This is a genomic window from Streptomyces sp. RLA123 (assembly GCF_056270165.1).
The window spans coordinates 5,273,394-5,294,325 of sequence record NZ_JBWDOR010000003.1 but is presented as its reverse complement, the minus strand read 5'-3'; the positions used below and the strand labels follow the sequence as shown (position 1 = coordinate 5,294,325).

Annotated in this window: 16 protein-coding genes; 4 read left to right on the top strand and 12 right to left on the bottom strand. The window is 70.3% G+C overall.

Translation table 11 applies throughout. From position 1 onward, the window contains the following. Nucleotides 1-178: 178 nt before the first annotated feature. The 3 genes from RV983_RS24125 to RV983_RS24115 are packed head-to-tail and all read left to right on the top strand — an operon-like array spanning nt 179 to nt 3,032. Nucleotides 179-406 carry a ferredoxin gene (locus RV983_RS24125; RefSeq protein WP_475987815.1) on the top strand — a complete coding sequence of 76 codons (228 nt, stop codon included), beginning with the start codon at nt 179-181 and terminating at the stop codon, nt 404-406. After that, nucleotides 396-1,790, top strand: a complete 1,395-nt coding sequence (locus tag RV983_RS24120; RefSeq protein ID WP_475987814.1) for an NAD(P)/FAD-dependent oxidoreductase — start codon at nt 396-398, stop codon at nt 1,788-1,790. The genes RV983_RS24125 and RV983_RS24120 overlap by 11 nt, the downstream gene beginning before the upstream one ends. A 39-nt stretch (nt 1,791-1,829) precedes the next feature. Continuing rightward, complete coding sequence (locus tag RV983_RS24115; protein ID WP_475987813.1) at nt 1,830-3,032, top strand: cytochrome P450; 1,203 nt, start codon at nt 1,830-1,832, stop codon at nt 3,030-3,032. Nucleotides 3,033-3,047: 15 nt separating this feature from the next. Here the strand turns inward: RV983_RS24115 and RV983_RS24110 are convergent, their stop codons facing one another. The 11 genes from RV983_RS24110 to RV983_RS24060 all read right to left on the bottom strand — a co-directional run bounded on the left by RV983_RS24110 (nt 3,048) and on the right by RV983_RS24060 (nt 18,296). Next, the gene (locus RV983_RS24110) at nt 3,048-5,009 is read right to left on the bottom strand and encodes a TIGR03960 family B12-binding radical SAM protein (protein WP_475987812.1); all 1,962 of its coding nucleotides are present in this window, start codon (nt 5,007-5,009) and stop codon (nt 3,048-3,050) included. A gap of 120 nt (nt 5,010-5,129) precedes the next feature. Further along, nucleotides 5,130-6,671, bottom strand: a complete 1,542-nt coding sequence (locus tag RV983_RS24105) for a CYTH and CHAD domain-containing protein (RefSeq protein WP_475987811.1) — start codon at nt 6,669-6,671, stop codon at nt 5,130-5,132. A 60-nt stretch (nt 6,672-6,731) separates the two neighbouring features. Then, nucleotides 6,732-7,928, bottom strand: a complete 1,197-nt coding sequence (rodA, locus tag RV983_RS24100) for a rod shape-determining protein RodA (protein WP_475987810.1) — start codon at nt 7,926-7,928, stop codon at nt 6,732-6,734. After that, a complete protein-coding gene (gene mrdA, locus RV983_RS24095) occupies nt 7,925-10,132 on the bottom strand; it encodes a penicillin-binding protein 2 (RefSeq protein WP_475987809.1) in 2,208 nt (735 codons plus the stop codon). The genes rodA and mrdA overlap by 4 nt, the downstream gene beginning before the upstream one ends. Beyond that, complete coding sequence (gene mreD, locus RV983_RS24090; protein ID WP_475987808.1) at nt 10,129-10,737, bottom strand: rod shape-determining protein MreD; 609 nt, start codon at nt 10,735-10,737, stop codon at nt 10,129-10,131. Before mreD ends, mrdA begins: the two co-directional genes overlap by 4 nt. After that, nucleotides 10,734-11,690 (bottom strand): rod shape-determining protein MreC, encoded by a 957-nt coding sequence (gene mreC / locus RV983_RS24085; protein ID WP_475987807.1) that lies wholly within the window; start codon nt 11,688-11,690, stop codon nt 10,734-10,736. The genes mreD and mreC overlap by 4 nt, the downstream gene beginning before the upstream one ends. Before the next feature lie 121 nt (nt 11,691-11,811). Then, nucleotides 11,812-12,831, bottom strand: a complete 1,020-nt coding sequence (locus tag RV983_RS24080; RefSeq protein WP_319661577.1) for a rod shape-determining protein — start codon at nt 12,829-12,831, stop codon at nt 11,812-11,814. A 309-nt stretch (nt 12,832-13,140) separates the two neighbouring features. Next, entirely contained in the window at nt 13,141-13,554 is a 414-nt protein-coding gene (ndk, locus tag RV983_RS24075; protein WP_319661334.1) for a nucleoside-diphosphate kinase, read from the bottom strand. Nucleotides 13,555-13,638: 84 nt separating this feature from the next. Next, nucleotides 13,639-13,974 carry a DUF4233 domain-containing protein gene (locus RV983_RS24070; protein WP_475987806.1) on the bottom strand — a complete coding sequence of 112 codons (336 nt, stop codon included), beginning with the start codon at nt 13,972-13,974 and terminating at the stop codon, nt 13,639-13,641. Between the two features lie 24 nt (nt 13,975-13,998). After that, the gene (folC, locus tag RV983_RS24065; protein WP_475987805.1) at nt 13,999-15,588 is read right to left on the bottom strand and encodes a bifunctional tetrahydrofolate synthase/dihydrofolate synthase; all 1,590 of its coding nucleotides are present in this window, start codon (nt 15,586-15,588) and stop codon (nt 13,999-14,001) included. Between the two features lie 71 nt (nt 15,589-15,659). After that, nucleotides 15,660-18,296: a valine--tRNA ligase gene (locus RV983_RS24060; RefSeq protein ID WP_475987804.1), complete on the bottom strand. Its 2,637-nt coding sequence runs from the start codon at nt 18,294-18,296 to the stop codon at nt 15,660-15,662. A 340-nt stretch (nt 18,297-18,636) separates the two neighbouring features. Here RV983_RS24060 and RV983_RS24055 point away from each other — a divergent pair, with 340 nt between their 5' ends. After that, nucleotides 18,637-19,491 (top strand): hypothetical protein, encoded by an 855-nt coding sequence (locus RV983_RS24055; RefSeq protein ID WP_475987803.1) that lies wholly within the window; start codon nt 18,637-18,639, stop codon nt 19,489-19,491. Nucleotides 19,492-19,560: 69 nt separating this feature from the next. Here the strand turns inward: RV983_RS24055 and clpX are convergent, their stop codons facing one another. Further along, nucleotides 19,561-20,844 carry an ATP-dependent Clp protease ATP-binding subunit ClpX gene (clpX, locus tag RV983_RS24050; protein ID WP_475987802.1) on the bottom strand — a complete coding sequence of 428 codons (1,284 nt, stop codon included), beginning with the start codon at nt 20,842-20,844 and terminating at the stop codon, nt 19,561-19,563. Between the last annotated feature and the right edge of the window lie 88 nt (nt 20,845-20,932).

Genomic DNA, 20,932 nt, shown 5'->3' with positions numbered 1-20,932 from the left:
GTGACTGAACGGGTTTCGGATGCCGCGCTCCCGGATTGCGGGCCACTGAGAGGGAGCCGATTCTTGTGGGGAGGCACGCCATCGGATCGTGTTGACCGAGCGCAACGGTTGCGGAGCTCACGGCGCGGACCGCCGACGCACCGGGGGGACCGCGGCCTGATCAGGGAGCGGATTCCAGATGAGGCTTGTCGTCGATCTCAACCGGTGCCAGGGATTCGCGCAGTGCGTCTTCCTCGCCCCGGACGTCTTCTCCCTCCACGGGGACGAAGCGCTGCTGTTCTCGCCTCGCTTCGACGAGGCGCAACGTGACCGGGTCGAGAAGGCCTCGGCCGCCTGCCCGGTCCAGGCGATCCTTGTCGACTGGTCCGACGAGCCGACCAAGGGGGTGGAACCCCATGTCGGCTGACACGGACGTCGAGGTCCTGCGGCGCCGGGGCCGCATTGTCGTCGTCGGTGCCTCGCTGGCCGGTCTGCGCGCGGCGGAGACCTTGCGCGACCAGGGCTTCACCGGTTCGCTGACCATGATCGGCGACGAGCCGTACGAACCCTACGACCGGCCGCCGCTGTCCAAGCAGGCGCTGCTCGGACGCGCGCGCCCCGAGGACACCGCGCTGCCGCGGCGGCGCGACATCGACGCCGAATGGCGTCTGGGCGTCGCCGCCGAGGGCCTGGACCGGGACGCCAAACTCGTACGCCTGGCCAACGGGGACACCGTTCCCTACGACCGCCTGCTGATCACCACCGGGACCAGGGCACGGCCCTGGATCCATCCGGAAGAGGCCGCGCTGGACGGGGTGTTCGTGCTGCGTACCCGCGACGACTCCGTACGCCTGCGCCGGAAGCTGACCGGGGGCGTGTCCCGGGTGCTGGTGATCGGCGCCGGTTTCACGGGCTCCGAGGTCGCCTCCGCCTGCCGGGAGCTCGGCATCGAGGTCACGGTGGCCGAGCGCGGCCCGGCCCCGCTGGTGGGGGCGCTCGGCGGGGTGATCGGCGCGGTCGCGGACCGCATGCAGCGCGGAAAGGGAGTCGATCTCCGCTGCGGCATCAGCGTCACCGCGCTGGAGGGCGACTACGTCGGACGGCTCAGGCGCGCCCATCTGTCGGACGGCTCGGTGCTCGACGTCGAGGTGGCGGTCGTCTCGCTCGGCGCTGTCCGGAACACGGACTGGCTCGCCGGCTCGGGGCTGGCCGCGGGTCCCCGGGGGATCGCCTGCGACGCCGGGTGCCGGGTGTTCGACGTCAACGGCATCGTCACCGACGACATCTACGCCGCCGGGGATGTCGCACGCAGCCCCCACCCGCTGTTCGACTACCAGTTCCTGTCGCTGGAGCACTGGGGCAACGCGGTCGAGCAGGCCGAGATCGCCGCCCACAACATGGTCTGCGCGGGTCCCGACCGCCGTCCCCACCTGTGGCTGCCGATGTTCTGGTCCTCCCAGTTCGGCGTCAACATCAAGTCCGTGGGCGTGCCGCCGCTGGGCGACCGCCTGGTCGTCACCCAAGGGGCGCTCGCCGAGGACCGGTTCGTCGCGGTGTACGGCTACCGCGGCCGCGTCATCGCCGCGGTGTCCTTCGACGGGGCCAAGTGGCTCGGCTTCTACGAGCAGCAGATCGCGGCCGGCGCGCCCTTCCCGCCCGAGTACCGCACGGTCGACCGCCGCTTCGAGACCTCGCAGCCGGTCGACCCGGCCTTCCCGGATCCGCATCTGCCCAGCCACGGGGCCACGGTCACGCTGACGGGCCACTCACCGAGCGAACGGCGTGTCGCCTTCACCCCCTCGCACGCCTGATCACCGGCCCTGTGCCGCCCGGAGCCCCCAGGAGACGCCATGACGACCGGCACCATCATCGAGCAGATCACCGACTACGCTCATCGGGCCGATCCGTACCCGCTCTACGAGGAGCTGCGCAGGACGCCGGTCAGGCTGCTGGACGACGGCACCTACGTGGTCAGCACGTACCACGAGGTGCGGAGTCTGGCCAACGACCCACGGCTGAGCAACGACACGCGCAACCGGGCCGCCGGCTACGCCCGCAGGGCGAACGCGGGCGACACGAACCTGCCGCCGAGCTTCATCTTCACCGACCCGCCGGTGCACGACCGGCTGCGCGACACCATCAACCGGCCGTTCGGTCCCCCGCACAGCCCGAGGTTCCTCGACAGCCTGCGCGCGGACCTGGCCAAGGTCGTCACGGAACTGCTCGACGCCTTCGAGGGCAAGGACCAGGTCGACATCGTCGAGGACTTCGCCTACCCCCTTCCCGTCACCGCCATCTGCAAGGTCCTGGGCGTGCCGCGCGAGGACGAATCGCGCTTCCACGGCTGGGCCGACGCCCTGGCGTCGTCACTCGATCCCCAGGCCGGCGAGGCCGGCCTGGCAAAGGGACAGCAGGCACGCCAGGAGCTGGGCGACTACCTGGCCGGCCTGATCGAGGCCAAACGCCGCCACCCCGGCCCCGGGATGCTCAGCGCGCTCGCCCCCGACATGACACCGGCGGACCTGGAGGCCACCGCGGTGCTGCTCCTGGTCGCCGGCCACGAGACCACCGTCAACGCGATCACGAACACGACCCTCACCCTGCTGCGCCACCCCGACGTCCTCGAGCGCTTCCGGAAGGAGCCGGAACTGGCCGTCCCGCTCATCGAGGAAGTGCTGCGGTACGAGCCCCCGGTCCAGTTCGTGCCGTGGACCACCGCGCTGGCCGACATCGACATCGCCGGCACCACGATTCCCAAGGGCTCGCCGGTGTGGCTCATGCTGGCCGCGGCCAACCGCGACCCCAAACGCTTCGAGAACCCCGACCGGTTCGACCCCGACCGCAAGGACAACGAGCACCTGGGTTTCTACACCGGGATCCACTACTGCTTCGGCGCCCCGCTCGCCCGGATAGAACTGCATCTGGCCGTGCCGGAGTTGTTCCGCCGGGTCACGTTCTCCGGGCTGCTCCAGGACCCGCCGCCGTACCGCGCCAACGCGGTGCTGCGGGGCCCCCGTCACCTTCCCGTGGCGATCGAGGGCCTCACGGCTTGAGCTCCGCGGCGCACCTCAGTGCGCGTGACCACCGGCAGCCGCCGCAGGCGCGGCGTTGTTGACCGTCAGCGGCAGGAGCTTCTTGCCGGTCGGGCCGATCTGGATGTGGGTGTCCATCTGCGGGCACACGCCGCAGTCGAAGCACGGCGTCCACCGGCAGTCGTCGACCTCGGTCTCGTCGAGGGCGTCCTGCCAGTCCTCCCAGAGCCAGTCCTTGTCCAGGCCGGAGTCCAGGTGGTCCCAGGGCAGGACCTCCTCGTAGGTGCGCTCGCGGGTGGTGTACCAGGCGAGGTCGACGCCCTGCTCCGGGAGCGCCTTCTCGCACATGCGGACCCAGCGGTCGTAGGAGAAGTGCTCGCGCCAGCCGTCGAAGCGGCCGCCGTCCTCGTAGACGGCGCGGATGACCGCGCCGACGCGGCGGTCGCCGCGGGAGAGCAGGCCCTCGATGATGCCGGGCTTGCCGTCGTGGTAGCGGAAGCCGATGTTGCGGCCGTACTTCCGGTCGCCGCGGATGGAGTCGCGGAGCTTCTCCAGGCGGGCGTCGGTCTCCTCGACGCCGAGCTGCGGGGCCCACTGGAACGGGGTGTGCGGCTTGGGCACGAAACCGCCGATGGAGACCGTGCAGCGGATGTCGTTCTGCCCGGTGACCTCGCGGCCCTTGGCGATGACGTTCTTCGCCATGTCGGCGATCTGCAGGACGTCCTCGTCGGTCTCGGTGGGCAGACCGCACATGAAGTACAGCTTCACCTGGCGCCAGCCGTTGCCGTAGGCGGTGGCGACCGTGCGGATCAGGTCCTCCTCCGAGACCATCTTGTTGATGACCTTGCGGATACGCTCGGAGCCGCCCTCGGGGGCGAAGGTGAGGCCGGAACGGCGGCCGTTGCGGGCGAGCTCGTTGGCCAGGTCGATGTTGAAGGCGTCGACGCGGGTGGAGGGGAGGGACAGGCCGATCTTGTCCTCCTCGTACCGGTCGGCGAGCCCCCTGGCGACCTCGGCGATCTCGGTGTGGTCCGCGGAGGACAGCGACAGCAGGCCGACCTCCTCGAAGCCGGTCGCCTTCAGGCCCTTCTCGACCATCTCGCCGATGCCGGTGATGCTGCGCTCGCGCACCGGGCGGGTGATCATGCCGGCCTGGCAGAAGCGGCAGCCGCGGGTGCAGCCGCGGAAGATCTCCACGGACATGCGCTCGTGGACGGTCTCGGCGAGCGGGACGAGCGGCTGCTTGGGGTACGGCCACTCGTCGAGGTCCATGACCGTGTGCTTGGACACGCGCCACGGCACACCGGAGCGGTTGGGCACCATGCGGGCGATCCGGCCGTCGGCCAGGTACTCCACGTCGTAGAACTTCGGCACGTACACCCCGCCGGTGCGGGCCAGCCGGAAGAGCAGCTCGTCGCGGCCGCCGGGGCGGCCCTCGGCCTTCCAGGCGCGGATCAGGTCGGTGATCTCCAGGACGGCCTGCTCGCCGTCGCCGACCACGGCCGCGTCCAGGAAGTCGGCGATGGGCTCGGGGTTGAAGGCCGCGTGGCCGCCCGCGAGGACGACCGGGTCGTCCTCGGTGCGGTCCTTGGCCTCCAGCGGGATGCCCGCGAGGTCCAGGGCGGTGAGCATGTTCGTGTAGCCGAGCTCCGTGGAGAAGCTGAGGCCGAACACGTCGAAGGCCTTCACCGGGCGGTGGGCGTCGACGGTGAACTGCGGGACGCCGTGCTCCCGCATCAGCGCCTCGAGGTCCGGCCAGACGCTGTAGGTGCGCTCGGCCAGCACGCCCTCGCGCTCGTTGAGCACCTCGTAGAGAATCATGACGCCCTGGTTGGGGAGCCCGACCTCATAGGCGTCCGGGTACATCAAAGACCAGCGGACGTCGCAGGAGTCCCAGTCCTTCACGGTGGAGTTCAGCTCTCCGCCGACGTACTGGATGGGCTTCTGAACGTGGGGGAGAAGCGCTTCCAGGCGAGGGAAGACCGACTCGACAGGCATGAGAGGTGTCTTTCGTGAGCTGGCAGGGTGGTGACCATTCAGCGTAACGCGTCGTGGTCGGCTCCCCGGCCGCTCACCGGTCCCCGCGGCACACCCCGTGCGGGGACCGCAGGGGCCCGCTCACCCCGCGAGGCTGCCGCGGTCGGCCTTGCCCCAGGTCTTGGGGAGGGCGTCCTCCGCGGCGTCGGCGAGGTCCCGTTCGAGCTGGAACATCACACCGTAGGGGAAGGTGTCCTCGCCGGCCGTGCGGGCGCCCTCGGCGAGACGGACGACGGCGTCGCGGCAGATGACGCTGTCCTGGTGCTCGCCGAGGACCTGCTGGACGGACTTCATGCGCTTGGTGTGCTTCTTCGCGGGCTTGCGCAGGCCCGGGACGGCCTGGGCGGCCTCACTGCTGTAGCGGGCGCGCTTGGCGGCCTTGCGGGCCTCGTGGAGGGCGAGGTCGCGTTCGTGGCCCCGTTCCATGGCGAGCGCGGGCTCGACGCGCTCGCGCAGGCGGCGGTGGTCGCGGCTGACGACCTTGCCGCCGGCGGGCGCGGCGGGCGCCTTGGCGCGGTCGAGGTACGGGGGGGCGCCGAGCAGGGCCTCGAGCGTGTCGAGGAGGCGGAAGTAGCGGGCACCGCCGAGTTCCCGCAGGAGGTCGGCGCGAGCGCCCTCGTGGACGGGGGCGTCGCCGCCGACGCGCTCGGTCAGATCGTCCGTGACGAGGTCGCCGGGAAGGTCGTCGAGGCGGTCCCGGAGGCGTTCGGCGAGCACTTCGCGGTCCCGTTCCAGGCCGAGGACGCCGGCCAGCCACTTCAGTTCGTCGCCGATCGGGTCGGTGGCGCGGCGGTCGAGTTCGCGGCGGAAGCTCTTGAGCGCACTGCGCAGCCGCCGGGTGGAGACCCGCATCTGGTGGACGGCGTCCGCCTCGTCGCGGCGGACGGCGGGGTCCCAGGCGGCGATGGCGTCGACCTGCTGGTGCACGTAGGTCATCGCCACATCGCCGGCGCTGTCGACGGTAGCGGGCGGCGCGGCCGGCCGGGGCGCGTTCTCCAGGCGGTCGCCGAGGGCGCGGGCGAGTTTGGAGGGGCTCTCGGAGCGTCGCAGTCCGGCCTTGACGAGCCGCTTCTCCAGGGCGTCGAGCAGGGCTCTGCCGCCCTCGACGAGTTCGGCCTCCACCTCGTCCCAGGTGGTTTCCGAGACGGAGTGCCCGCCACTGTCGAGGACGGCGGCGGTGACATGGTCGCGGGCGATCTCGAGCAGCGCCTCGCCCTTGGCGTCCAGCAGCCGGACCCGCTTGCGGGCGGTGCGCAGCCGCACGACGGGGACGAGTTCACGGCCGCGGACGACGACGGCGATCTCGTCGGCGAGGGCCGGGGGGACGCGCGGGCCGCCCTTGCGCCCCTGCCTGCCCAGCGGCGCGTGGACCTCGGTGCGCGTGTCGGCGAGGGTCGTGGGCAGTTTCAGGTGCCAGCCCGCGTCGTCGCCCCCGCTGCGCCGCCGCAGCGTGATGCGACGGGTCGCCAGGCGCAGGTCGGCGGTGTCGTAGTAGACCGCGTCGAGCTCGGCCGGTTCCATGGCCCGGACGGACGCCACACCGGGCAGCCCGTCCAGATCCGGTTCCCGGCTCCGTCCGGCGGTCTCGTACTTGCGCTCGGTCTCCGCGACACGCTTTCCCATGACTGGACCGTAATCGGGGGTTGGGGTCACCGCAATGGTGAGCTCACCCAGCGGACCCGATCAGGCGGACATGGGGCGCTGCATCTTCACTGCCTGGAGGAGCCCGACCGCGACCCAGACCGCGAACATCGAGGATCCGCCGTACGAGACGAACGGCAGGGGCAGACCGGCGACCGGCATGATGCCGAGCGTCATGCCGATGTTCTCGAAGGCCTGGAAGGCGAACCAGGCCACGACGCCCGCGGCGATGATCGTGCCGTACAGGTCGGTCGCGTTGCGCGCGATCTTGCAGGCCCGCCAGAGGACGACGCCGAGCAGGACGATGATGAGCATGGCGCCGACGAAGCCGAGCTCCTCCCCCGCCACGGTGAAGACGAAGTCGGTCTGCTGCTCCGGCACGAACTGACCGGTGGTCTGGCTGCCGTGGAACAGTCCCTTGCCGAGCAGTCCGCCCGAGCCGATCGCGATGCGCGCCTGGTTGGTGTTGTAGCCGACGCCCGCGGGGTCGAGCGCGGGGTTGGCGAAGGCGGCGAAGCGGTCGATCTGGTACTGGTCCAGGACGCCGAGCTGCCACACCGCGACGGCGCCGCCGGCGCCCGCCGTGATGAGGCCGAGCACCCAGCGGTTGGAGGCGCCGGAGGCGAGGAGCACGCCGAGCACGATGACCGCCATGACCATGACCGAGCCCAGGTCGGGCATCAGCATGACGATGGCCATCGGCAGGATGGCGAAGCCCAGCGCCTGGGCCACCGTGCGGTGGTCCGGGTGGAGCCGGTCGCCGGCGTCGACCCGGGCCGAGAGCATCATCGCCATGCTCAAGATGATGGTGAGCTTGGTGAACTCGGACGGCTGGAGGGAGAAGCCGCCGCCGAGCACGATCCAGGCGTGCGCGCCGTTGACCGTCGACCCGACCGGGGTCAGGACGGCCAGCACCAGCAGGACCGAGATCGCGTACAGCACCGGCACCGCCCCGCGCAGCCGGCGGTGGCCGAGCGCCACCGTGCCGGCCGCGAGGCCGAAGCCGATGGCGGTGTTGAGCAGGTGCCGCAACAGGAAGTAGAGCGGGTCGCCGTGGGTGAGTTCGGTGCGGTTGCGGGTCGCCGAGTACACCAGGGCGGCGCCCATCATCGACAGCGCGAGTGCCGCGCCGAGCAGGACCCAGTCCATCCGGCGCACTATCGAGTCACGCGCCATGAGCTTGCCGATGGCGCCCCGCTCGGGGGTGAAGCGCCGCATCGTGTAACCGCTGGTGCTCATGCCCCGTACCTCCTGCCCAGCAGGAACCTCTCGGTGCGGTCCGGGGGCAGTGCGGCGGCGGTGAACACGGCGTCGACCGGGGCGGACGGGAGGGCGGGCACGTCCCAGGCCGCCTTGCGGGCCTGGATCGTGCCGTCCGCGGTGATCTTGGGCAGCGCGCTCTCGGGGTGCGGGAGCAGCGCCTTCTTGTTGTCGATCGACCCGTCCTTCTGAACGCCGTACATGGCCTCGTAGATGGCGCGGACGGCCGGGCCGGAACCACCGGAACCCGTACCACCCTGGGAGATCGTCATGATGACCGCGTAGTCCTTGGAGTACGTGGTGAACCACGAGGTGGTCTGCTTGCCGGCGACCTCCGCGGTACCGGTCTTGGCGTGCAGGGTGATCTTGTCCTGCGGCCAGCCGCCGAAGCGCCAGGCGGCGGTACCACTGGTGACGACGCCTTGCAGGGCCTGGTTGATGTACTTCAGGGTGTTCGCGCTCGCCGGGGCCTGGCCGGTGACCTTCGGCTTGATCCTGGTGATCGTCTTGCCGTCGGCGCTGATGATCGCCTTGCCGATGGTCGGCTGGTACAGCTTGCCGCCGTTGGAGATGGCCGAGTAGACGCGGGCCATCTGGATCGGGGTGACGAGTGTGTCGCCCTGGCCGATGGCGTAGTTGACCGAGTCACCGGCGCGCATCACATAGCCGTCGACGCAGTTCTCGCGCGCGATCTGGCTCGCGTAGTCCTGCTTGTCGCTCTTGGCGACCTTGCACCAGTAGGTCTTGTTGGCCTCGTAGTAGTCGCGCTTCCACTGCCGGTCGGGGATGCGGCCGGTGACCTCGGCGGGCAGGTCGATACCGGTGAGCGAACCCAGGCCGTACGCCTTGGCGGTCTTGTAGAACCAGTCCGCGGGGTGCTTCTTGGGCTTGGTGCCGCCGTCCTTCAGCCACTGGTCGTAGGACAGGTGGTAGAAGACGGTGTCGCAGGAGATCTCCAGCGCGTGCGCCAGGGTGATCTCACCGGCGCTCTCGCCCTCGAAGTTGTTGAAGACCCGGCCGCCGATGGTCATCGACGACGGGCAGGGGTAGTGCCCGTTGATGGAGTATCCGGCCTTCACCGCGGCGGAGGTGGAGATCGCCTTGAACGTCGAACCGGGGGCGGACTGACCCTGTATGGCCCTGTTCAGCAGCGGGAAGTTGGACTTCTTGCCGGTGAGCGTGGCGTAGTCCTTGGCCGAGATGCCGCCGACCCAGACGTTGGGGTCGTAGGTCGGGGCGCTGGCCATGGCGATGACCTGGCCGGTGTGCACGTCCATGACGACGACCGCGCCGGAGTCCGCCTTGTAGTAGCTGCCCGTGACGGAGTCGAAGGTCTTGCGGGCGACCTTCATCGCCTGGAGCAGTTCCTTCTCGGCGACCGACTGGACGTGGGCGTCGATGCTGGTGACCAGGTTGCTGCCGGGCACGGCGGCGGTCTCGCCGGCCGTGCCGATGACCCGGCCGAGGTTGTCCACCTCGTAGCGGGTCACACCGGCCGTGCCCCGCAGCTGCGTGTCGTACGTGCGCTCCAGACCGGAGCGGCCGATCTGGTCCGAGCGCAGCAGCGACCGGCCCTGCTTCTCCGCGTCGGTGATCTCGTCGTCGGTGACGGGCGAGAGGTAGCCGAGCACCTGGGAGGCGTTGGCCCCGAACGGTGAGGTGTAGCGGCGCACGGCGGTGGGCTCCGCGGTGACACCGGGGAAGTCCTCCCGGCGCTCCATGATCTGGAGCGCCTGCTGGGTGGTGGCCTCGTCGGTGATGGGGATGGGCTGGTACGGGGAGCCGTTCCAGCACGGCTTGGGGGTCTGCGAGTCGCAGAGCCGCACCTTCTTGACGACCTCGTCCGGCTTCATGTGCAGCACGGACGCCAGCCGGGTCAGCACCGCCCTGCCGTCGTCCTTCTGCTTGAGCAGGTCGGTACGGCTGGCGGAGACCACGAGGCGCGTCTCGTTGTCGGCCAGGGGCACACCCTTGGCGTCCAGTATCGCCCCGCGCACGGCGGGGGTGACGACTTCCTGGACGTTGTTGCTGTTGGCCTGCGCCGTGTAGTCGTCGCCGTCGCGGATCTGGAGGAACCACAGGCGGCCGCCGAGGGTGAACAGCAGCGACAGCACGAGGATCTGGAGAACCACCAGCCGGATGGTGACCCGGGACGTGCGGCCGGTCTCGGGAATGTTGCTCACAGCCGCCGCCCTCCCTTGGCGACGCTGCCCACCTTGCCGAGCAGGCTCGGGCGCTGGCCGCCGATACGGGCGCCGAAGCCGGTCGCCGAGGCGTCGTCCGCGAGGGGGTCGTTGTCCAGGCGACGGGCCAGGCCCATGATCCAGGGCACCGTGAAGGGCGCGAGCAGCAGGTCGTACAGGGCCGCGGTGAACAGCAGCTTACCCAGACCCACATGCTGCGCCGCGGTGTCGCCCACGAGGGCGCCGACGAGGGCGTACAGCACGGTGGAGCCGATGGCCGCGGCGACGACCACGAGCATCGGCCGGGTGGCCGAACGCAGTTGGCCGCTGTCGGGCTTGGCCAGGCCCGCGGCGTAGCCGATGACGCACAGCACGAGCGCGTAGCGCCCGGCGGCGTGATCGGCGGGCGGCGCGAGGTCGGCGAGCAGGCCGGCGCCGAACCCGATGAGGGCACCGGCGACATGGCCGTACGTCAGTGCGAGGCCGAGGACGACCAGGAGCAGCAGGTCGGGCACCGCGCCGGGCAGGTGGAGCCGGGCCAGGACACAGACCTGGATCACCATGGCGGCGACCACCAGGCCGGTCGAGAGCAGCACGCGCTTCATCGGACCTCCTCCTGTCCGTCGAGCGTCGACTCCGGCGGCCGAGAGGGGTTGCCGCTCGGCGTCACCGTGACGGTGACCGTCGGGACCGGCTTCGGGCCGGCGGGCAGCACCGAGTCGCGGGGGTCCTTGCGCGGGCCCTTGATGACGACGCCGACGATGTCGAGCTTGGTGAAGCCGACGAACGGGGTGACCTCGACGGTCCGGGTGAGACCGCCGCCCGCGCGGTCGACCTTGGAGACGGTGCCGACCGGGACGCCGGGCACGAACGGCTTGCCGGCCTGCGAGCCGAAGGTGACCAGCCGGTAGCCGTTCCTCACATGTGCCTTGCCGTTGAGCAGCTGCACCTGCATGGGGCGGTTGCCCTGACCGGAGGCGAAGCCGAGTTCGGAGGACTTCTCCAGACGGGTGCCGACGGTGAAGTCCGGGTCGCAGGCCAGCAGCACGGTGGAGGTGGACGGGCCGACGGTGGTGACCCGGCCGACCAGGCCGTCGCCGTTGATGACGGTCATGTCGCGCTCGATGCCGTCGTTGGCGCCGGCGTCGATGGTGACCGTCCATGAGAAGCCCTGCGCGGCTCCTATCGCGATGACCTGGGCGCCCTTGACGCGGTACTGGCCGGCCCCGGCGGTCTTGAGCAGCTTGTCGAGTTCGCGGGCGCGGGCGCGCGTGGCGTCCTTGCTGCCGAGCTGCTGCTTCAGCTCGGCGTTCTCCCGCTCCAGTTCGCCGATCCGGCTGCTGCGGTCGCCTGAGTCGCGTACCGCGTCCACGGCGTTGTCCACCGGATCGACCGCCGCCGCGACCCCGTTCTCCACGGGGCCGAAGACGGCGGCCGCGGCGGACCGGGCACCGTCCAGCGGTGAGTCCTCACCACCGCGGATGTCGACGGTGATCAGCGCGAACGCGATCGCCACCAGCAGCACCAGCAGAAGCCGGCTCTCTCGTGTGTCCCTCACGGGGGCCAGTCCGTGCCTTCCTCGTCAGAGCGTGTGGGCCGTGGGCCCGTTGTGCCGTGCCGGAGAGGAGAACGATCCGGCGTACGGGCGGGAGTTCGCCCGTACGAAGGATCGTGTGAACTCACCTGCGCGGCTGCGCGTCCAGGACCTGCTGGAGTGCCTCGAACTCCTCGACGCACTTGCCGGCGCCCAGCGCCACGCAGTCGAGCGGGTTCTCGGCGATGTGGATGGGCATGCCCGTCTCGGCGCGCAGGCGCTCGTCGAGACCGCGCAGCAGCGCGCCGCCGCCGGCCAGGACGATGCCGCGGTCCATGATGTCGCCGGACAGCTCCGGCGGGCACTTGTCGAGGGTCGTCTTCACCGCGTCGACAATGGCGTTGACCGGCTCCTCGATGGCCTTGCGGACCTCGGCGGCGGAGATGACCACCGTCTTGGGCAGGCCGGAGACCAGGTCGCGACCGCGGATCTCGGTGTGCTCCTCGTCGTCCACCGAGAAGGCCGAGCCGATGGTGAGCTTGATCGATTCCGAGGTGCGCTCGCCCAGCAGAAGGCTGTACTCCTTCTTGATGTGCTGGATGATCGCGTTGTCCAGTTCGTCGCCGGCGACCCGGATGGACTGCGCGGTGACGATGCCGCCGAGCGAGATGACGGCGACCTCGGTGGTGCCGCCGCCGATGTCGACGACCATGTTGCCGGTCGCCTCGTGGACCGGGAGCCCGGCGCCGATCGCGGCCGCCATCGGTTCCTCGATGATGTGCACCTGGCGCGCGCCGGCCTGAGTGGCGGCCTCGATGACCGCGCGGCGCTCGACACCGGTGATGCCGGAGGGAACGCAGACGACGACCCGCGGACGGGCCAGGTAGCGCCGCTTGTGGATTTTGAGGATGAAGTAGCGCAGCATGCGCTCGGTGATCTCGAAGTCGGCGATCACCCCGTCCTTGAGAGGACGGACCGCAACGATGTTGCCGGGGGTCCGGCCGATCATCTTCTTCGCCTCGGAGCCGACCGCGAGGATGCCGCCCGTATTCGTGTTGATGGCGACGACGGACGGCTCGTTGAGGACGATCCCGCGACCCCTGACGTACACCAGCGTGTTGGCGGTGCCGAGGTCGACAGCCATGTCACGGCCGATGAACGACATGTTGTTCGCCATGAGGGTACGTCTGGCCTTCCCGAGCTGGAGCAGTGTGGGGGTGAGCACGGCGGGGCGCTGTGCGCGAAGCCTGAGGAGCGGAGATTCCATCCTAGTCGCGCCTGACGGGGCGCGGGGTCAGGGATCCGCCGCCATTGTCATCAGAACACACAGCGGCCCCCGGCAATGGTGACGCCGTGTCGGCGGAATTGGTTCCCCCGTACGACGGGCATATGCCGCGAGGTGGCCGGGAAAATTCCGGCCACCCATTGCGCTGATCGGGCGTCAGCGGGGAATCCGGGGCGAATGACGGGGCGGTCAGGCCAGACCGGGGAAGAAGATCTTGATCTCCCGTTCGGCCGACTCCTCGGAGTCGGAGGCGTGGATCAGGTTCTCCCGGACGATGGTGCCGAAGTCGCCGCGGATCGAGCCGGGGGCGGCCGCGATCGGGTCGGTCGGGCCGGCCAGCGCGCGCACACCCTCGATCACCCGCTCGCCCTCGACCACCAGGGCCACGGACGGGCCGGCCGCCATGAACTCCATCAGAGGCTCGTAGAAGGGCCGGCCCACGTGCTCGGCGTAGTGCTGCTCCAGGACCTGCCGCTCGAGGGTGCGCAGCTCCAGCGCCGTGATGCTCCAGCCGGCCTTGCGCTCGATGCGGCCGAGGATCTCGCCGACCAGGCCGCGACGTACGGCGTCCGGCTTGAGAAGGACGAGGGTGCGCTGCGACACGGTGTGACTCCTATGTGCGGGGTAGCGGGTACGACGACATTACCGGGCGCCGGAATGCGCCACGGCCCGCCCCCTCGGCACTGGTCAGGCCGTCTGCGCCGCCCGGACCGCCTTGGCCTGGTCGACCTTGCGGCCGTAGTGGACGGCGGCCCACCACAGCGCGGCGAAGACCGGGCCGAGGAAGAACATCACCGGGAGGGCGAAGCCGCTCAGGATCAGCCCTGCCTGGAGCACCCAGCCGACCGCCAGGCCGCCGCGGCGGCCCAGCATTCCGCAGAGCAGCACACACAGTGCCATGGCGACACCGCAGACCGTCCACACGGTGCCCGCCGACAGGTCCGGCTGTTTCATGGCGACCAGCCCCGCGAAGCCGATCACGAAGAATTCACCGATCAGAGTGCTCGCGCACAGGGTCCGCATCCGCTTTGTTCCGCTTCCCGCTCGTCACTTGCGGCCCAGCAGCAGCCGGGCCTCTCCCACGGTGACCACCGAACCGGTGATCAGTACCCCGGCGCCGGAGAACTCCCCCTGGTCCTCGGCCAGGGTGACCGCCGCCTCGATCGCGTCGTCCAGACGCGGCTCGACCTGTACCCGATCGTCGCCGAAGATCTCGACCGCGAGCGCGGCCAGTTCGTCCACGTCCATCCCGCGGGGCGTGGAGTTCCGGGTCACCACGACTTCCGCGAAGACCGGTTCGAACGCCTCCAGCAACCCGCGCACGTCCTTGTCACCGCTGGGGCCGACGACACCCACCAGATGGGTGAAGCCGAACGCCTCCGTGAGCGAGCCCGCCGCCGCCCGCGCGCCCGCGGGATTGTGCGCCGCGTCCAGCACCACGCTCGGGCTGCGGCGGACGACCTCCAGCCGGCCCGGCGAGGTGACGCCCGCGAAGGCCGTGCGGACGGTGTCGATGGCCAGCGTGCGGTCGTGCTCGCTGCCGATGCCGAAGAACGCCTCCACGGCGGCCAGGGCCACCGCCGCGTTGTGCGCCTGGTGCTCACCGTGCAGCGGCAGGAACACCTGCTCGTACTCGCCGCCCAGGCCGCGCAGCGTCAGCAACTGCCCGCCGACCGCGACCTCCCGGTGCACGACGCCGAACTCCATGCCCTCCCGGGCCACCGTCGCCCCCACGTCCACCGCGCGCTGCAGCACCACCTGCGCTGCCTCGACCGGCTGCTGCGCCAGCACGACGGTGGCGTCCTTCTTCACGATCCCGGCCTTCTCCACCGCGATCTCGCCCGTGGTGGAGCCCAGCCGGTCGGTGTGGTCCAGCGCGATCGGGGTGACGACCGCGACCGTCGCGTCGATGACGTTGGTGGCGTCCCAGCTGCCGCCCATGCCGACCTCGACGACGGCGACGTCGACCGGCGCGTCCGCGAAGGCCGCGTAGGCCATGCCCGTCATCACCTCGAAGAACGACATGCGGTGCGGCTGCGACCCGTCGACCATCTCCACGTACGGCAGGATGTCGCGGTAGGTCTCGATGAACGTCTCCGGCGCGATCGGCCGCCCGTCCAGGCTGATGCGCTCGGTCACCGACTGCACGTGCGGGCTGGTGTACCGGCCGGTGCGCAGGTCGAAGGCGAGCAGCAGCCGCTCGATCATGCGCGCGGTGCTGGTCTTGCCGTTGGTGCCGGTGATGTGGATCGAGGGGTACGAGCGCTGCGGCTCGCCCAGGATGTCCATCAGGGCCGTCATGCGGTCCAGCGAAGGCTCCAGCTTGGTCTCCGGCCAGCGGCCGGCGAGTTCCGCCTCGACCTCGCGCAGCGCCTTGTCCAGCTCCGGGTCGGCGGGACGGCCGGGGACGTCGTCGTCCGGGGGTACCGGTCCGCCGGCCCGCAGGGTGCGGCTGCCCGCCTCGATGATGGCGAGATCGGCCTCCCGGACGCGCCCTGTCCCCTCGTCCCCCTCGTCCTGTTCATCCTCGTCGAAGCCGCCGTCGTCGGCGTTCAGGCCGAGCGCGGTCAGCGGGTCGGAGAGGGGCGACTCGTCGGGATCGGGGTCGTGGCCGTTGCCGGGGCGCGAAGTACTCACGCCACCAGTCTACGAACCGGGCGGACCGGTCATGGCCGTGGGCGGGCGTGCCGCCCGCCCACGGCCGCCGGTCACGCCTGCGGCAGGGACGCCAGCTGGTCGGTGATGCGGGCGATGTCCGCCTCGGCCGTCTCCAGCCGGGTGCGGATCTTGGCGACGACCGGATCCGGGGCCTTGGCCAGGAACGCCTCGTTACCGAGCTTCGCCGTGGCCTGCGCCTTCTCCTTCTCGGCCGCCGCGAGGTCCTTGGCGAGCCGCTTGCGTTCGGCCTCGACGTCGATGACGCCGGACAGGTCGAGGGCGACCGTGGCCCCCGCGACCGGCAGCGTGGCAGTGGCCGCGAAGCCCTCGCCCTCCGGCTGGAGGCGCAGCAACTGGCGCACCGCGGCCTCGTGGGCGTCCAGACCGGTGCCGGCCAGGTCCAGGCGGGCCGGGACCTTCTGGCCCGGCTGCAGGCCCTGATCGGCGCGGAACCGGCGGACCTCGGTGACCAGCGACTGCACGGCGCCGATCTCCTTCTCCGCGGCCGCGTCGCGGAATCCGGAGTGCCCCGGCCAGTCGGCGGTCACGAGCGTCTCGCGGCCGGTGAGGGTCGTCCACAGCGTCTCGGTGACGAACGGGACGACGGGGTGCAGCACCCGCAGCAGCTTGTCGAGCACCTCGCCGAGCACCCGCCCCGAGACCTCGGCGGGCCGCCCGCCCGCCATGAAGGTGGTCTTGGACAGCTCCACGTACCAGTCGAAGACCTCGTCCCACGCGAAGTGGAAGAGGACATCGCTGAGCTTGGCGAACTGGTAGTCGTCGTAGAGCGCGTCGACCTCGGCCACCGTGGCGTCCAGCCGGGACAGGATCCAGCGGTCTGTCGCCGACATCTCCTCGGGCGCGGGCAGTTCGCCCTCGACCGTGGCGCCGTTCATCAGCGCGAAGCGCGTGGCGTTCCAGATCTTGTTGGTGAAGTTGCGGGAGCCCTGGACCCAGTCCTCGCCGATGGGCACGTCGGTGCCGGGGTTGGCGCCGCGCGCGAGGGTGAACCGCAGCGCGTCGGAGCCGTACTTGTCCATCCAGTCCAGCGGGTTGACGACGTTCCCGAAGGACTTCGACATCTTCTTGCCGTTCTGGTCACGGACCATGCCGTGCAGGGCGATGGTGTGGAACGGCGGGGTGCCGTCCATCGCGTACAGGCCGAACATCATCATCCGGGCGACCCAGAAGAACAGGATGTCGTAGCCGGTCACCAGGACGGAGTTCGGATAGAACTTCCCGAGGCTCTCGGTCCGCTCCGGCCAGCCCAGGGTGGAGAACGGCCACAAGCCGGAGGAGAACCAGGTGTCCAGGACGTCGGTGTCCTGCGTCCAGCCGTCGCCGGACGGGGGCTGCTCGTCCGGGCCGACGCAGACGACCTCGCCGTTCGGCCCGTACCAGACCGGGATGCGGTGGCCCCACCACAGCTGGCGCGAGATGCACCAGTCGTGGAGGTTGTCGACCCAGTCGAAGTAGCGCTTCTCCATCTCCTGCGGGTGGATGGCGACCCGGCCGTCGCGGACCGCGTCGCCCGCGGCCTTGGCCAGCGGGGCGACCTTGACCCACCACTGCATGGAAAGCCGCGGCTCGATCGTGGTCTTGCAGCGCGAGCAGTGCCCGACGGAGTGGGTGTAGGGGCGCTTCTCGGCGACGATGCGGCCGTCGGCACGCAGGGCGGCCACGATGGCGCTGCGCGCCTCCAGCCGGTCCAGGCCCTGGAAGGGACCGTGCACGGTGATGACGGCGTGTTCGTCCATGACGGCGAGGTTCGGCAGCCCGTGGCGCCGGCCGATCTCGAAGTCGTTGGGGTCGTGCGCGGGGGTCACCTTGACGGCGCCCGTGCCGAACTCGGGGTCCACGTGCTCGTCGGCGACGATCGGGATGCGGCGGCCGGTGAGCGGCAGCTCGATCTCGGTGCCGACCATGTGCCGGTAGCGCGGGTCCTCGGGGTGGACGGCGACCGCCGTGTCGCCGAGCATCGTCTCGGCGCGGGTGGTCGCCACGACGATCGACGTGTCGCCCTCGCCGTAGCGGATGGAGACCAGCTCGCCCTCGTCGTCCTGGTACTCCACCTCGATGTCCGAGATGGCGGTCAGGCAGCGCGGGCACCAGTTGATGATGCGCTCGGCGCGGTAGATCAGCTCGTCGTCGTAGAGCTTCTTGAAGATCGTCTGGACGGCCTGGGACAGCCCCTCGTCCATGGTGAAGCGCTCACGCGACCAGGCGACGCCGTCGCCGAGCCGGCGCATCTGGCCCGAGATCTGGCCGCCGGACTCCGCCTTCCACTGCCACACGCGCTCGACGAACGCCTCGCGGCCCAGGTCGTGGCGGGACTTGCCCTCCTTGGCGAGCTCGCGCTCCACGACGTTCTGGGTGGCGATGCCGGCGTGGTCCATGCCGGGCTGCCACAGCGTCTCGAAACCCTGCATCCGCTTGCGGCGGGTGAGGGCGTCGATCAGCGTGTGCTCGAAGGCGTGGCCCAGGTGGAGGCTGCCGGTGACGTTGGGCGGCGGGATGACGACGGTGTACGGCGGCTTGTCGCTCTTGGCGTCCGCCTCGAAGTAACCGCGCTCTACCCAGCGCTCGTACAGGGGTCCCTCTACCTCGGCCGGCGCGTACTGGGTCGGCAGTTCGGGGGTCACGCTGTTCGGCCCGCTCGCGGCGGCCTGCTGAGTGTTGTCGGTCACGGCGCTCAGTTTACGGGCGCGGCCGCCCCGCCAACGAATCCGGTGCCACCGCGGCGCAGGGGCGGGACGGAATGTCCCGGATGGATGACCGTACACAGACAAGGGTAGGTGGAGGGCGGGAGACGCCCGCCCGGTCGCCGCGACAGCAGGGCGGCCGCCGGGACGAACGGCGCGACGGCCGCCCGAACAGCCGTACAGCGACGCCGCTTCGCCCCTGAATGATGCCAACCGGTCATCCGTACGGTCTTGTTACCGATTCCTGACGACCCAGAGGTAAAGACGGGTTAAACAACCGCCAGGATGAGTACGAGACAGCAGGGAACAACGAGGGGACCCCCGCATGAGCTTCAACCAGCCGCCTCCCCAGCCGGGTTGGGGCGGCCAGCCCGGCTACGGCAATCCCCCGCAGCCGCCCACGCCGCCCCAGCCGCAGGTCCCGCCCGGCTACGGAGCCGCGCCGCAGCCCGGTTACGGCTACCCGCCGCAGCCCGCGCAGCCCCCGCAGGGCGGCTTCCCCCAGCAGCCCGGCGCCTGGGGACAGCAGCCCGGGGCCTGGGGCACCCCTCCCCCGCCCTCCGGCGGCGGCAAGGGCAAGGTGGTGGGCATCGTCATCGGCGTCGTCCTCGCGATCGCGCTGATCGGCGGCGGCCTGATGTTCCTCCTGGGCGGCACGGACGGCGGCCTCGGCGGGGGCGGCGGGGACTACACGCTGTCGATGCCCGCCACACTGCTGGGCGGCGAGTACGCCAAGGACCAGTCCAACAGCGCCAACTCCGGTCTCAGCAACGGCGAGTCGGGGAACGACGCCGGCATCAAGAGCGCCAAGACGGTCTCGGGCGCGTACAAGAACTCCTCGCACTCCCAGTTGGTGGTCTCCGGAGCCTACGGCGACATCAGCGATCCCAGCGCCGCTCTCGACGCGATGCTGACCGGCTTCAAGAACAGCGCCGGCTCCTCGACGGGGCAGGCCCCCACCGAGCAGCACCCGGCCGGCTTCGACGGGGACATCATGAAGTGCGGGACCTTCGGTTCCGGCGGTGTCAGCTTCCCGTACTGCGCCTGGGCCGACGACAGCACCGTCGCCATGGCCATGAACATGAACCTGGACATCCTCGGCAGCACCCGGACCCCCTCGCTCTCCGAGTGGGCCGACAGCACCGTGAAGATCCGTGACGAGGTCCGCGTCAAGAAGTAGGACCGCGCACACATATGAAGGGGGCGCCCGGCCTTCGCCGGGCGCCCCCTTCATATGTACGGCGGAGCGCTATGCGCTCTTCTGCTCGCCCTTGCCGATGATGCGCGGCTCGCGCGGCACCAGAGTGGGGTTCACGTTGGAGTGAACGACGTCGTCGCTGATGACGACGCGGGCGACGTCCTTGCGGGACGGCACTTCGTACATCACCGACATCAGCACCTCCTCCATGATGGCGCGCAGGCCCCGCGCGCCGGTCTGGCGGAGGATGGCCTGGTCCGCGATGGCCTCCAGGGCACCGCGCTCGAACTCGAGCTCGACGCCATCGAGCTCGAACAGCCGCTGGTACTGCTTGACCAGGGCGTTGCGCGGCTCGACGAGGATCTGCAGCAGGGCCTCGCGGTCGAGGTTGTGGACGCTGGTGATGACCGGCAGACGGCCGATGAACTCGGGGATCATGCCGAACTTGACCAGGTCTTCGGGCATGACCTCGGAGAACTGGTCGGCCTCGTCCCTCTCGCGCTTGGAGCGGATGGTCGCACCGAAGCCGATGCCCTTGGCGCCCGCGCGGGACTCGATGATCTTCTCCAGGCCGGCGAACGCGCCGCCCACGATGAAGAGCACGTTCGTGGTGTCGATCTGGATGAACTCCTGGTGCGGGTGCTTGCGCCCGCCCTGCGGCGGCACCGAGGCGGTGGTGCCCTCCAGGATCTTCAGCAGCGCCTGCTGGACGCCCTCACCGGAGACATCGCGGGTGATCGACGGGTTCTCGCTCTTGCGGGCGACCTTGTCGATCTCGTCGATGTAGATGATCCCGGTCTCGGCCTTCTTGACGTCGTAGTCGGCCGCCTGGATCAGCTTCAGCAGGATGTTCTCGACGTCCTCACCGACGTAGCCGGCCTCCGTCAGCGCCGTGGCGTCCGCGATCGCGAACGGCACGTTGAGCATCCGGGCCAGGGTCTGCGCCAGCAGGGTCTTGCCGGAGCCCGTGGGGCCCAGCAGCAGGATGTTGGACTTGGCGAGTTCGATGCCGTCGTCGTGACCGCGTCCGCCGTTCTCGCCGGCCTGCACCCGCTTGTAATGGTTGTAGACCGCGACGGAGAGCGCCTTCTTCGCCGGCTCCTGGCCGACGACGTAGCTCTCCAGGAATTCGTAGATCTCGCGCGGCTTGGGAAGATCCTCCCAGCGCACCTCGGAGGACTCGGCGAGCTCCTCCTCGATGATCTCGTTGCAGAGATCGATGCACTCGTCGCAGATGTACACACCGGGCCCTGCGATGAGCTTCTTCACCTGCTTCTGGCTCTTTCCGCAGAACGAGCACTTGAGCAGGTCGCCGCCGTCACCGATGCGTGCCACGAGGTGCTTCCCCTTCGCCTGGGTCCCGTCAGTTCGACGAGTCCTGGTGCTTGCCTATCGACGGTACCTTGCCGCGCCCCCAGTGCGG